Origin of the sequence: Bradyrhizobium sp. SZCCT0231 (genome assembly GCF_018130245.1) — a bacterium.
GTDB classification, from domain to species: domain Bacteria; phylum Pseudomonadota; class Alphaproteobacteria; order Rhizobiales; family Xanthobacteraceae; genus Bradyrhizobium; species Bradyrhizobium japonicum_F.
This window is the reverse complement of the sequence record NZ_JAFCKP010000017.1, coordinates 12,665-25,656: the sequence shown is the minus strand read 5'-3', so window position 1 is coordinate 25,656 and position 12,992 is coordinate 12,665. Positions and strand designations below refer to the sequence as shown.

Below are 12,992 nucleotides of genomic sequence, written 5' to 3'. Positions count from 1 at the left end.
CTACGATTCCGCGATAGTTGCTCCGCAACTTTTGCATTCTGCCCGGAAATCGCTATTTTCCGCGGCCCGGAGGCCCCTGATGTCCGTTATCGATCTTGCCGCGAACCCGAGCGACCTGCGTGCGCTCGCCGAACAATCCAATGCCTGGCCGTTCGAGCAGGCGAAGGCCATTGTCGCGCGGCTGAAGAAAAGCCCGAAGGACGAGGTGCTGTTCGAGACCGGCTACGGCCCGTCCGGCCTGCCGCATATCGGCACCTTCGGCGAGGTCGCGCGCACCTCGATGGTGCGCCATGCCTTCCGCGTGCTGACCGAGGACAGGATCAAGACGCGCCTGCTCGCATTCTCCGATGACATGGACGGGTTTCGGAAGGTGCCGGACAACGTCCCCAACAAGGAGATGCTGGCTGCGCATCTCGGCAAGCCGCTGACGCGGGTGCCGGATCCGTTCTCCAACGAGTACCCGTCGTTCGGCCACCACAACAATGCGCGGCTGCGCGCCTTCCTCGATCATTTCGGCTTCGACTACGAGTTCGCGAGCTCGACCGACTACTATACGTCCGGCCGCTTCGACGCGACGCTGCTGAAGATGTTAGCTGCCTACGACAAGGTCATGGCGATCATCCTGCCGACGCTGGGACCGGACCGCCGCGCCACCTATTCGCCGTTCCTGCCCATCAGCAAGACCACGGGTGTCGTGCTGCAGGTGCCGATGATCCGCCGCGACGTCGCGGCCGGCACGGTGACCTATGTCGATCCCGATACCAACCAGGAAGTCGAGACATCAGTCACCGGTGGCAACGTCAAGTGTCAGTGGAAGGCTGACTGGGCGATGCGCTGGGTCGCGCTTGGCGTCGATTACGAGATGGCCGGCAAGGACCTGATCGATTCCGTGAAGCTCTCCGGCGCGATCGCCAAGGCGCTCGGCGCCACGCCGCCTGAAGGTTTCAACTACGAGCTCTTCCTCGACGAGAAGGGCCAGAAGATCTCGAAGTCGAAGGGCAACGGCCTCACCATCGACGAATGGCTGCGCTACGCTTCGCCGGAATCGCTGTCGTTGTTCATGTACCGCGAGCCGAAGGCGGCCAAGCGGCTGTATTTCGACGTCATCCCGCGCAACGTCGACGACTACCAGCAGTTCATCGACGGCTTCGCCAAACAGGATGGCAAGCAGCAGCTCGGCAATCCGGTCTGGCATATCCATAACGGCAAGCCGCCGAAGGGCGACATGCCGGTCACCTTCCAGCTGCTCTTGACGCTGGTGTCGTCGTCGAACGCGGAGAATGCCGAGACGCTGTGGGGCTTCATCGGCCGCTATCGTCCCGGCGTGAGCCCGCAGACGCATCCGAAGCTGGATGCGATGGTCGGCTACGCCATCAACTATTATCGCGACTTCGTCGCGCCGACGAAACAGTTCCGCGTGCCGACAGACAGCGAGCGCGCGGCGCTGCAGGACCTGCGCGATGCGCTCTCACAGCTTCCGCAGGATGCCTCGGCCGAGGACATCCAGAACGTCGTCTACGAGATCGGCCGACGCGAGCCGTTCCTCGACCAGGTCAAGAAGGGCAAGGACGGCCGCCCCGGCGTGACGCTGGACTGGTTCAACATGCTCTACCAGGTCCTGCTCGGCCAGGAGAAGGGCCCGCGCTTCGGCTCCTTCGTCGCGGTCTACGGCGTGCAGAACGCGGTGAACATGATCGACGGCGCGCTGGCGAGGAGCGCGTAACCGCACTTCCACTGTCATCGCCCGGCTTGACCGGGCGATCCAGTACGCTGCGGCAGATGTGATGAATCGAGAAGCCGCGGCGTACTGGATTCCCCGCCTTCGCGGGGAATGACGTCAAACCGGATGGCGAAGCTGCAGAGCCCATTCAATTCGACCGCAGCACGTAACGGCGATTGTCCTTCTGCACCGGGCGCGCGTTCATCGGGTAGAGCTTTGCGAACGCGGCGATATCAGATGCCGACACCTGGATCGGGTCGGTCAGCAACAGCCATTCGACGACCTCCGAGCAGGGCGGCGTCGTCAGCGAGCCGGGATAGCGGTAATAGCTGAGCTTCGGTGGCAGCATGGCGAGCGGATTGATGCTCGCATCCGCCTTCACCGCGGGCCCTTCCGCAGCCGGCATGGTCTTGACGATCTTGGCGAAGGATGCGTTCGGCCTGCCCTCGGTCATCAGCACGCCGACCACGGCGAGCCCGCCGGCCTCGTTGCGGTGGACGAAATGCGCCTCCATCGGAAAATTCTTGCCGCCGATCTTGTGCTCGCTCGGCCGATGAAAGTGCACCTGGAGCAGCTTGTACTTGACGTCGCCGAGCGTGAGCGTGCTACCTTCAGCAAAGTTGAGCTGGATCGTATGCCCGTTGTTGACGATGGTGTCGGCGCTCTTGCCCCAGTTCAGCTTCAGGACCGGCAATTGCGACTTGATCGTCGCCTCGATGTCGATCGGCGATTGTTGCAGGCCGACCGCGCAGGCCTTGTTGGCCGCGTCGAGATCGCCCCATTTGGCCGGGCCGCCGGCGCCCTCATAGCTCCAATGCGCGCCCTCGGCGGCGAAGCCCGGCTTGCACAACGGACAAAGCGCAAGACCCGCCAAGGCCTTCAATGCGTGACGGCGATTCATCATATTCCCCCTGCGATGAATTTGGTCGGCAATAGGTGCGCAACCTATGCGAGGGGGGCAGTGAGTCGCAAGGTCGCGGCAGACAAGACGCGGCGTGGCTGATGTCCTCGCCTGATCCGACGCCGGCGGGAAACAATTACTGGCTTGCCCACAGGATCCGCGCAATCCACGCCACATCGCCCGCGGCCATCGTGGATTCGGTCTGCGTCCCATCGAGCGGCTCGAGCTCCAGCGCCCTTGCAGTGCGGCGCTTCAGCGTCGCGACCGTCATCTCACCCGCTCTGCTCCTCACCACCACGCGATCGCCTTTGCGGATCGGCGCGCCGGGTGAGACCAGGACGATGTCGCCGTCGCGATAGACAGGCGCAAGCGCATCGCCGGAAATCTCCAGCGCAAACGTGTGGCGGTCCTCGGTGGTGGGAAGCGCGATTTCGGTCCAGCCCCTGCCGGATGGAAGGCCGGCCTCGTCGAACGCGCCGCTCGTCCCGGCCTGCGCGAAGCCGAGCAGCGGCACCGAACGGCCGTCGCGCACGCCGTCGTCGTCAATCAACTTCGCAAAGCTGTCGATCGAGGCGTCGGCCGCGGCCAGCGCCTTTGCGATCGATTCGGTCGAGGGCCAGCGCTCGCGGCCGTCGGCGGTGACGCGCTTGGACCTGTTGAAAGTGGTGGGGTCGAGCCCGGCACGCTTGGCAAGGCCGGACGGCGACAATCCGGCGCGCGCCGCCAGCCGATCCAGCGCGGCCCAGATCTGGTCGTGAGTCAGCATCCTCTGCGCTTTGGCCTGTTTGACCATGGAAGGTCCAGCCCGTCGCAACTCAGGAAAACTGTCCTCAAATCAACCGGTTTTCCGTTTTTTGCGCAAGAGGCGGCGATTTCACCGGACCGGAAAAGGCTCTAGGTCTTGAGTTCGGAAGGGACGGCCTTTACGGTCGCGCCCGGGTTTTGAGGACCCGCGAGAGACGAAAAAACCCAAAAGACTCAAAGAACAAACAAGGCTGCGTAAGCGGTGGTCAAGATCTACAAAATCTGTCCGGCCTCGGCCTGGCGCGAGGCGGAACGGCAGGGTGTCTACCGCGGCAGCGCGGATGACGCACGCGACGGGTTCATCCATTTCTCGACCGCCGCCCAGGTTCCCGAGACCCTGCGCAAGCACTATTTCGGGCAGCGTGCGCTGTTCCTGGTCGAGGTCGACGGCGATACGCTGGGCAGCGAGCTCCGCTGGGAACGTTCGCGCAATGACGAGCTCTTCCCGCATCTCTATGGCGAGCTGGATCTGGGCGCAGTGATCGCGGTGATGAACCTCAACATGCGCTCCGACGGCGGTCACGATGTTCCGGAGCTGTTGCCGTGATCCGCGCGTTCGACGCCTTTTCGCTGCCGGTGCTGCGCTGGCTCGATCCCGAAGACGCGCATCGCCTCGCGATCCAGGGCCTGCGCTTCCTGCCGCCGGTCAAGCCGCGCGCCGATGATCCCAAGCTCGCGGTGCGCGCCTTCGGGCTGAACTTTCCCAATCCGATCGGCATGGCCGCGGGCTTCGACAAGAGCGCCGAGGTTCCGGACGCGCTGCTGCGGCTCGGCTTCGGCTTCGTCGAGATCGGCTCCGTCACGCCGAAGCCGCAAGAAGGCAATCCGCGGCCGCGGCTGTTCCGGCTCGAGCGCGACGAGGCGATCATCAACCGCATGGGCTTCAACAATGACGGCGCGGAGGCGGCTCTGCGCCGGCTTGCCGCGCGCGCGCAGCACGGCGGCATCGTCGGCGTCAATGTCGGCGCCAACAAGGATTCGCCGGACCGCGTCGCCGACTACGTCAAGCTGATCGAGACCTTTGCACCGGTGGCGAGCTATTTCACCGTCAACGTCTCCTCGCCGAACACGCCGGGCCTGCGCAATTTGCAGGAAGGCGCGCTGCTCGACGAGCTCCTCGCACGCGTGATCGACGCCCGCGAGCGGGTGCGTCAGAAGGCCGGCGACACGCCGGTGCTGCTCAAGATCGCGCCGGATTTGAGCCTCGCCCAGCTCGACGACGTCGTGCAGGTGGCGCGCTCGCGCCGGGTCGACGGCATGATCGTGTCGAACACCACGATCGCGCGGCCGAGCACGTTGCGCGATCAGACGCGGGCGAAGGAGCAAGGCGGCCTGTCCGGCCGGCCGCTGTTCCGTCTGTCGACGCGCATGGTCGCGGAAACCTATGTGCGTGTCGAGGGTGCGTTCCCGCTGATCGGCGTCGGCGGCGTGGACTCGGGCGGCGCCGCACTGACGAAGATCCGCGCCGGCGCCAGCCTGATCCAGCTCTATTCGTCGCTGGTCTACAAGGGTCTCGGCCTCGTCGACGAGATCAAGCGCGACCTGACCTCGACGCTGCTACGAACGGGACGGGATTCGCTGTCCGATATCGTCGGCGCCGATGCCGCGACGCTCACGGCGGAAGACTGGCCGGGAATGTAGCGCGGTCTCGTGCCCCGGACGCAGCACAGCGCTCACGGCGATGCGAAGCATCGTCCGGCACGGTGCGCTGCAGAGCCGGGGCCCATGTGGCAGCGCTCTGGGTCCCGGCTCTGCGCAGCAGCGTTTCACGCTGCAGCGCGTCCGGGACACGAGAGCTACGGCTTCGCAAACGTCGCCCGATACAGCGCCGGATACCTCGCACCCTGCAAGCCGCCGCGGGCGACGTAGAACGCGATCAGCGCGCACCACAGTCCGGCATTGCCGAACGATTGCAGCCCCAGCCAAATGCCGAAAAAGATTGCCAGCGAGGCCAGCATCAGATTGCGCATCTCGTGCGCCCAGGTCGCGCCGACATAGATGCCGTCGAAGCCGAAGGCGAACACACCGGGGATGGGCGCGAGCACGATGAACGGCAGGAAGTCGCGCGCGGCACGGCGGACGTCCTCACTGGCGGTCATGACATTGATCAGGTTGGGGCCGAACAGCGCGAACAGCACGGCGACGACCAGCGCGAAGCCGAGGCCCCAGAGCAGCACCAGCTTGGTCGAATCCGCAAATCCCTTGGCGTCGCGTGCGCCAAAGGTGCGGCCGCAGAGCTGCTGGGCCGCATTGGCGAGCCCGTCGAGGAAGAAAGCGCTGACCAGGAGGAAATTGTTGAGCACCGAGTTCGCCGCCAGCGTGACGTCGCCGGCACGCGCGCCCTTCGCGGTGAAGAACAGGAACACGGCGATCAGCGCCGCGGTGCGGATCAGGATGTCGGCATTGACCGCCAGGAGCCGCATCAGCTTGGCCCGATCGAACAGCGTCGCGCGGGGCACTTTGAAGCCGCCGGCAGCATAACGGCGGCAGACGATCACGCCCAGCACGAAGCCTGTCATCTCCGACAGCAGCGCGGCGATGGCCGCGCCGGCGATGCCGGTGTCGTAGACCAGCACCAGCAGGATCGTCGCCACCATGTTGATGAGGTTGATGACGACCTGCAGCGCGAGCGCCGGATTGGCACGGGCCTGCCCGACCAGCCAGCCGAGCACGACGTAATTGGCGAAGGCGAATGGCGATGACCAGATCCGGATCATGAAGTAGGTCTTCGCGGCGCGCGTCGCGCCTTCGCTGCCGCCCATCAGGTCGAACAGCGCCGACGTCAGCGGCAGTTGCAGCGCGATCAGCGCGGCGCCGATCAGGCCGGCAACGATGAAGCCGCGCACCAGGATCGCGGTCTGCTCGCGCGCCTCGCCGGCACCCAGCGCCTGTGCGGTGAAGGCGAGCGTGCTCATGCGCAGGAAGCCGAACAGCCAGAACAGGCAGTCGAAGATGACGGAGGCCATCGCGACGCCGCCGAGCAGCGCGGCATCGTCGAGCCGTCCGATCGCGGTGGTCGAGACCACGCCGATCAGCGGCGTGGTCAGATTCGCGACCATCGCCGGTCCCGCGATGGCGAACACCTGGCGGGAGCCGATCCTGGGATGAACCGGTGCGTGCATGTCAGAACACGAGCACCATGCCGTCCTCTGCAGCGAGATGCGGCACTTCGCCCAGGCGCGACAGCATGTCGTCGCTCATATGGGTGAGGACGAGCCGCTTGGCGCCGATGTCGGGCAAATGCTGTTCCAAGGTCTTCAGGCTGAGATGGTTCTTGACCACCTTCTCGTACATATAAGCTTCCGCGATGAAAAGGTCCGCGCCATGCGCCAGCGGAATGAGCGTCTCCGTCCATTCGGTGTCGGCGCTGTAGGCCAGCGTGCGGCCCTCGGCCTCGACGCGATAGGCGAGGAAAGGCCCGCCGGATTCGCCGTGCACGACCGGGTAGGGTGTCACCGTTGCCGCGCCGAAGCTTTGGCTTTGCCGGGGCGCGAGTTCGACCACGTTCAGCTCGAAGCGCTGTTTGGTGTTCGAGGAATGCTCGAACAGGGCTTCCATCACTTGGGCAAGCCGCGCCGCGATGCCCTGCGGACCCGCGATCGTCAGCGGCCGCGTCCGCCGCGAGAATTGCGCATCGAGCAAGACAAACGGCAGCCCGGCAAAATGATCGCCGTGGAAATGCGTGATCAGGATCAGGTCGATCTCGTTGCGGTCGATCTCGAGCCGCTTCAGCGCCGGCAGCGCCGACGCGCCGCAATCGATCAGGAAGTTGGCCGCGCGCCCCGAGACGTGGAAGCAGGTGTTGAGCCTGCCGCCGGAGCCGAAGGCGTCACCGCAGCCGACGAAACGCAGTTGCATCGGCTGCGCACTCCCTCAATCAAATCCTCACCGGCCGCGCGGCGCGCCGAACACGCGCGAGAGCAGCCAGATCGGAATCACGATGACCGCGCCAAGCAGGAAGTAGCGCCACAGCCAGTTCACGGCATCGAAGCCGAGATCCCACAGACGCTGGAACAAGAGGCGAATGCTGTGGATGATGTTCCAGGGGTCGAAGCCGATCGCCGCGAGCACGACGCCGACCAGGATCGAGAGCAGGACCAGCCGGAACGCGACCGCCAGCGGGGAGCCGCCGAGAAAGCGGTGCAGGCCGTCGCTGCGGCCGGCCGGCAAATCTCTGACGTCTTGGACCATCGCAAACTCCTCAGGGGATTCGACCCATTATAGGGCACGGCGAGGCACATGGGGAACCCGGAACGGGGCGTCAATCTGGTTACGGGAGTTTAATTCGGGCGGTGCGGCACCTCTACCGCGCTTGTCCGCCGAAGCCTTGGCCAACGCGGATGCGGGAGAGGTCGGCGCGGAGCGCCGGGTGAGGGCTTTCTCCTCTGGGAGATTGTCCCGTTGCGGAGACACCCTCTCCCCAGCCCTCTCCCGCAAGCGGGAGAGGGAGCGCACCTGCCGCGCCTCAAACATCAATCTCCGCCGGCTCCGCCTTCAGCATCTTCTCCAGCGTTTCCAATCGGTCTGCCTCGCGCGGCGGCTTGTCCCAGCGCAGGCGGCTGATGCGGGGAAAACGCATGGCGACGCCGGATTTGTGCCGCGGCGAGCGCTGCAAGCCTTCGAACGCCACTTCCAGCACCAGCCCCTTGTCGCTCTCGTGCACGACATGACGCACGGGGCCGAATTTTTCGGTGGTGTTACGGCGGACGAAACGATCGATCTGCAGCAATTCCTCGTCGGTGAAGCCGAAATAGGCTTTCCCGACCGGCACCAGCTCGTCGCCCGTCTCGCCCTCGGTCCAGACGCCGAACGTATAGTCGGAATAATAGGACGAGCGCTTGCCGTGACCGCGCTGCGCATACATCAGCACGGCGTCGATGATGTGCGGATCGCGCTTCCACTTCCACCATTGGCCCTTCGGTCGCCCCGGCAGATAGGGCGCATCGCGCCGCTTCAGCATCACGCCCTCGACGGCCTCTGCATCCTCGCCGGCGCCGGCACTCGCAGGATCGGCGCGCGCGGCGGTCAGCGCCTCCCAGCTTGTGAAGGGGACGGTGGGCGACAGATCGATGCGGGGATCGTCGAGCTTCTTGATGAACCTCTCCAGCCCTTCGCGTCGCTCGGCAAAAGGCAGCTCGCGCAGATCGTTCTCGTCATCGCCGAGCAGATCGTAGGCGCGAAGGTGGATCGGAAATTCCTTGATCAGCTTCGGCGAGACGACCTTGCGGTTGAGCCGCTGCTGCAGGACGTTGAAACTCTGCACGCGACCTTCGCGCAGGATCAGCAGCTCGCCGTCGATCGCGCCGGGCAGGCGCAGCGACGGCAAGAGATCCGGAAAGCTGCCGGTGATGTCCTCGCCGGTGCGCGAGTAGAGCCGCGCCGTGATGTGGCCGCGATCGTCGCGGCCAGCCACCGCCTGCACGCGGATGCCGTCCCATTTCCATTCGGCGATGTAGTCGGCGGGGTCGAGTGCCGCGAAATCGCCGTCCTCGATCGCATGCGCCAGCATCACGGGCCGGAACGGCGCGGGATCGCGATTTACAGGTTTTTCGCCGCGGCCTTCCAGCCAGGCGAACAGGTCGAGATAGGGCGGGGCGAGCCCCGGCCAGATCAGCTCGACCTCATGCGGATCCTTGTCGCCGAGCGCCGCGGCCGCAGTCTTGGCGAGCCGCGCGGAGATACCGATCCGCAACGCACCGGTGACGAGCTTCAGCAGTGCCCAGCGGCCGGTCTCGTCCAGCTCGTCGAGCCAGCGCTCGAGCTGCTTTGGCAGTTCGGTCTTGCCGAGGTTGCGTAGCGTGGCGACGACTTCGGTGAGGGTTGGGGGTGGAGGGTTGTTGTGGGCAGCGAGCGCGGCCTTCGGCCACATCAGCGCCACCGTCTCCGAGAGATCGCCGACATAATCGTAACTCAAGCCGAACAGCACCTCGTCCGCGCGCGCCGCGATGAGATCGCGGATCAGCGCCGGCTTGGCGTGCTTGAAGCTGAGTGCGCCGGTCAGCGCCGCCAGCGCGTAGCCGCGGTCGGGATCGCCGACCTCGCGGAAATAGCCGGTGATCAGTCGCAGCTTGTTGTTGCGGCCGGGCTCGTAGGCGAGCCGGTCCAGAAGCTCGGCGAAGCGGTTCATGCTTCGGCCTCGCCCTGAATGGGCGTCTCGCTCTCCTCCTCGTCGCCATAACCGACGAGATCGAGCGGCTGCGCTTTCAGGCCCTTGCTCCGGCACCAATGCACCAGCGCATCTTCCTGACCGTGCGTGACCCAGATCTCGCCGGCGCCGGTCGCCGCGATCGTGGCGGTGAGGCCGTCCCAATCGGCATGATCGGAGATCACCAGCGGCAGCTCGACGCCACGCTGCCGCGCCCGGGCACGCACGCGCATCCAGCCCGAGGCGAAGGCGGTGACGGGATCGGGAAAGCGTCGCGTCCACAGATCGGAAGTGGCCGACGGCGGCGCCAGCGTGATGGTGCCGGCGAGCGCCGTCTTCTTCACGCCCTTCACCGGTCTGAGCTCGCCGAGGTCGATGCCGCGGCCCTGATAGTAATGCGTGATCGTCTCCATGGCGCCATGAAGGTAGATCGGCGCGTCATAGCCGGCCGCACGCAGCAGCGCGATCACGCGCTGCGCCTTGCCGAGCGAATAGGCACCAACGAGATGCGCGCGTTCCGGAAACAGCGCGACCGACGCCAGCAACTTCCTCACCTCGTCGGCGGCGTCGCCATGCCGGAATACCGGCAGCCCGAACGTCGCCTCGGTGATGAAGACGTCGCAGGGCACCAGCTCGAACGGCGTGCAGGTCGGGTCGGGCGCGTCCTTGTAGTCGCCGGAGGCGACGATGCAGGTGTCCTTGCAGGTCACGGCGATCTGTGCGGAGCCCAGCACGTGGCCGGCCGGGTGAAACTTGACCCTGACGTCGCCGAGCCGGATTTCCTCGCCATAGCGGATTGCTTGGGTCGAGCCGGCAAAATTCTCGCCGTAGCGCAGCCGCATCATGTCGAGCGTTTCCTGCGTCGCCAGCACCGCGCCATGGCCGGCGCGGGCATGGTCGGAATGCCCGTGGGTGATCACGGCCCGCTCCACCGGGCGGACGGGGTCGATATGGAAGCCGCCGGGCTTGCAGTACAAGCCGGCAGCAACTGGCAGCAGGATGTCTTGCGGACGCATGCTTGTTATATAAGTCGGGCCATCACATCTTCGAGTCACTTACCCGCTTCGCTTCCTGGTTCCTCAATGCCGCTCCGCCTGTTCCTGACCTCCGGCGATCTCATGGCCGACCGCCGTTTCGAGTTCGCGCGCGACCTCCAGCTCAAGGGCGACCTGCCCGCCGCCGCCGACCTCCTGGAGCAGGCGATCGAGCTTGCGCCGAATTTCACCTCGGCCTGGTTCACGCTCGGCGAAATCCGTCAGCAGCTCGGCGAGCGCGACAAGGCGATCGCGGCGTTTCGAGAGGCGCGGAGGTCCGACCCCGGGGACCAGCACGGCGCCGGCCTGCATCTGACGCGCCTCGGCGATACCGAGATGGCGGAGATGCCCAAGGCCTATGTGCAGACGCTGTTCGATCAATATGCGCCTCGCTTCGAGCACGTGCTGATCAACGATCTCGGCTACCGCGCCCCCGCGCTGATCTTCAAGGCGGTGCTGGCCGCGCGCGTTGCCGCGAAGAAGCCGGCCTTCTTCAAGCGCACCATCGATCTCGGTTGCGGCACTGGTCTTGCGGCAGCCGCGTTCGCCAAACAGGTCGACCATTTCATCGGCATCGATCTGTCGTCCGGCATGATCAAGGAGGCGCGCGCGACGAACCTCTATGCCGAGCTCGAAGTCGCCGACATGATCGAGGGCCTGCGCGGCAAGGCCGACGCCAGCGCGAACCTCGTCGTGGCCGCGGATGCGTTCGTCTATCTCTCCGATCTCGCACCGGTGCTGAGCGAAGCCAGGCGCGTGCTCGTATCAGGCGGCGTGCTCGCCTTCACGCTGGAGACGCATGACGGCAGTGGCATCGTGCTCGGCGAGGGCCTGCGCTATGCCCATTCCGCGGAATATGTGCGCGGTGCGATCGCCAAGACCGGGTTGAAGCTGCTGACATTGGAGCCGGCCTCGCCGCGCAACGAGAACAACGAGCCGGTGCGCGGCCTCGTCATCGTCGCGGAAAAAACTTGAGTCTAGGCGCTAGCGCCCCCACGATTTGAGCGTCATTGCGTCGCAAAGCTGCGACTTCCCACTTGCGAGCGTAGCTGCGATGCCAGCACAATACGCTCGCTAGGGAGAAACAAATAATGACGAAGAATCCATCGCGGCGCGATTTCAGCGCCGCCGCGCTCGCCACCATCGCCGCATCGACCTTGCCCGCGCCCTATGTCTGGGCCGCGGAGAAGAAATACGATGCGGGCGCCAGCGACACCGAGATCAAGATCGGGCAGACCGTGCCGCATTCCGGCCCCGGCTCGCTGTATGGCGTGCTCGGCCGCATCGGCGAAGCCTATTTCCAGATGCTGAACGAGAGGGGCGGCATCAACGGACGCAAGGTCAAATTCCTCACCATGGACGACGCCTACAGCGCGCCGAAATGCGTCGAGGCGACGCGACGGCTGGTCGAGCAGGAAGAAGTGCTGGCGCTCTATGGCTCGCTCGGCACCGCGCCACAGACCGCCGTGCACAAATACCTGAACTCCAAGGGCGTACCGCAGCTGCTGCTCAACACCGGCGCATCGAAGTGGAACAACCCGAAAGAGTTCAAATGGACGATGGCGGGCCTGCCGCTCTATCCGACCGAAGCGCGCATCCTGGCGCGACACGTCGTTGCCGTGAAGCCGAATGCGAAGATCGGCATCCTCTACCAGAACGACGACTTCGGCCGCGACTTCTTGGGTCCCTTCAAGAAGGTGCTGACCGACGCCGGCGGCACCGCGCAAGTGATCATGGAGCAGACCTACGATCTCACCGAGCCGACGGTCGATTCCCAGCTCATCAATCTCTCCAAGTCCGGCGCCGACGTGTTCTACAACATCTCGACCGGCAAGGCCTCGTCGCAGTCGATCCGGAAAGTGGCCGAGCTCGGCTGGAAGCCGCTGCAGCTTCTTTCCGCCGGCTCGACCGGCCGGTCGATCCTCAATGCCGCGGGCCTCGAGAACGCCACCGGCATCGTCGCGATCCGCTATAACAAGGAGGTCGGCCTGCCCAAATGGGAGAAGGACCCCGACGTGATGGCGTTCGAGGAACTGCGCAAGAAGTACACACCGGCGATCGACCCCGACAACACCATCGCCTTCGCCGGCTACGGGCAGGCCGTGACCATGGGCGAGATCCTGCGCCGCTGCGGCGACGACCTCACCCGCGCCAACGTGCTGAAGCAGGCCTCGACGCTCGCGGGCTTCCACTCGCCCTATTTCCTCGACGGCGTCACCTACAGCTACACGCCCGAGAACTACACGCCGATGAAGACGCTGTTCATCTCCACCTTCACCGGCAAGGACTGGGACATCTCCGACAAGCCGATGTCGGAGTAGGCTTGGGGCCCCCGCCGTGCTTCCCCTCTCCTGCTCTGCCAGGAGAGGCAGGAGGACACCAACGCTT

General features: G+C 65.3%; 12 protein-coding genes. 5 read left to right on the top strand and 7 right to left on the bottom strand.

Annotation, left to right across the window (positions count from 1 at the left end; genetic code table 11):
• The first annotated feature begins 79 nt into the window (after nt 1–79).
• Nucleotides 80–1,723, top strand: a complete 1,644-nt coding sequence (locus tag JQ566_RS28470; RefSeq protein ID WP_212378585.1) for a lysine--tRNA ligase — start codon at nt 80–82, stop codon at nt 1,721–1,723.
• 145 nt (nt 1,724–1,868) lie between these two features.
• Here the strand turns inward: JQ566_RS28470 and JQ566_RS28465 are convergent, their stop codons facing one another.
• Both JQ566_RS28465 and JQ566_RS28460 read right to left on the bottom strand, forming a co-directional pair.
• Nucleotides 1,869–2,621, bottom strand: coding sequence for a carbonic anhydrase (locus JQ566_RS28465; protein ID WP_212378583.1), 753 nt, complete (start codon nt 2,619–2,621; stop codon nt 1,869–1,871).
• A gap of 136 nt (nt 2,622–2,757) precedes the next feature.
• Entirely contained in the window at nt 2,758–3,414 is a 657-nt protein-coding gene (locus tag JQ566_RS28460) for a S24 family peptidase (protein ID WP_212378581.1), read from the bottom strand.
• Between the two features lie 213 nt (nt 3,415–3,627).
• On the opposite strand from JQ566_RS28460, the gene JQ566_RS28455 reads away from it, so the two are divergent.
• Together JQ566_RS28455 and JQ566_RS28450 are read left to right on the top strand one after the other, a co-directional pair.
• Nucleotides 3,628–3,972, top strand: a complete 345-nt coding sequence (locus JQ566_RS28455; protein ID WP_212378579.1) for a DUF952 domain-containing protein — start codon at nt 3,628–3,630, stop codon at nt 3,970–3,972.
• Nucleotides 3,969–5,066, top strand: coding sequence for a quinone-dependent dihydroorotate dehydrogenase (locus JQ566_RS28450; RefSeq protein WP_212378577.1), 1,098 nt, complete (start codon nt 3,969–3,971; stop codon nt 5,064–5,066). The genes JQ566_RS28455 and JQ566_RS28450 overlap by 4 nt, the downstream gene beginning before the upstream one ends.
• Before the next feature lie 155 nt (nt 5,067–5,221).
• Here JQ566_RS28450 and JQ566_RS28445 read toward each other — a convergent pair whose 3' ends face one another.
• From JQ566_RS28445 to JQ566_RS28425, 5 genes are all read right to left on the bottom strand, one after another.
• A complete protein-coding gene (locus JQ566_RS28445; RefSeq protein WP_212378575.1) occupies nt 5,222–6,547 on the bottom strand; it encodes an MATE family efflux transporter in 1,326 nt (441 codons plus the stop codon).
• Between the two features lies 1 nt (nt 6,548).
• Entirely contained in the window at nt 6,549–7,283 is a 735-nt protein-coding gene (locus JQ566_RS28440; RefSeq protein ID WP_212378573.1) for an MBL fold metallo-hydrolase, read from the bottom strand.
• A gap of 27 nt (nt 7,284–7,310) precedes the next feature.
• On the bottom strand, nt 7,311–7,616 hold the full coding sequence (locus tag JQ566_RS28435; RefSeq protein ID WP_027575165.1) for a DUF6460 domain-containing protein: 306 nt from the start codon (nt 7,614–7,616) through the stop codon (nt 7,311–7,313).
• Between the two features lie 274 nt (nt 7,617–7,890).
• Nucleotides 7,891–9,552 (bottom strand): ATP-dependent DNA ligase, encoded by a 1,662-nt coding sequence (locus JQ566_RS28430; protein WP_212378571.1) that lies wholly within the window; start codon nt 9,550–9,552, stop codon nt 7,891–7,893.
• On the bottom strand, nt 9,549–10,586 hold the full coding sequence (locus JQ566_RS28425; RefSeq protein WP_212378569.1) for a ligase-associated DNA damage response exonuclease: 1,038 nt from the start codon (nt 10,584–10,586) through the stop codon (nt 9,549–9,551). The genes JQ566_RS28430 and JQ566_RS28425 overlap by 4 nt, the downstream gene beginning before the upstream one ends.
• A gap of 66 nt (nt 10,587–10,652) precedes the next feature.
• On the opposite strand from JQ566_RS28425, the gene JQ566_RS28420 reads away from it, so the two are divergent.
• Nucleotides 10,653–11,579 (top strand): class I SAM-dependent DNA methyltransferase, encoded by a 927-nt coding sequence (locus JQ566_RS28420; RefSeq protein WP_212378567.1) that lies wholly within the window; start codon nt 10,653–10,655, stop codon nt 11,577–11,579.
• 116 nt (nt 11,580–11,695) lie between these two features.
• The gene (locus JQ566_RS28415) at nt 11,696–12,925 is read left to right on the top strand and encodes an ABC transporter substrate-binding protein (protein WP_212378565.1); all 1,230 of its coding nucleotides are present in this window, start codon (nt 11,696–11,698) and stop codon (nt 12,923–12,925) included.
• Nucleotides 12,926–12,992: the final 67 nt, after the last annotated feature.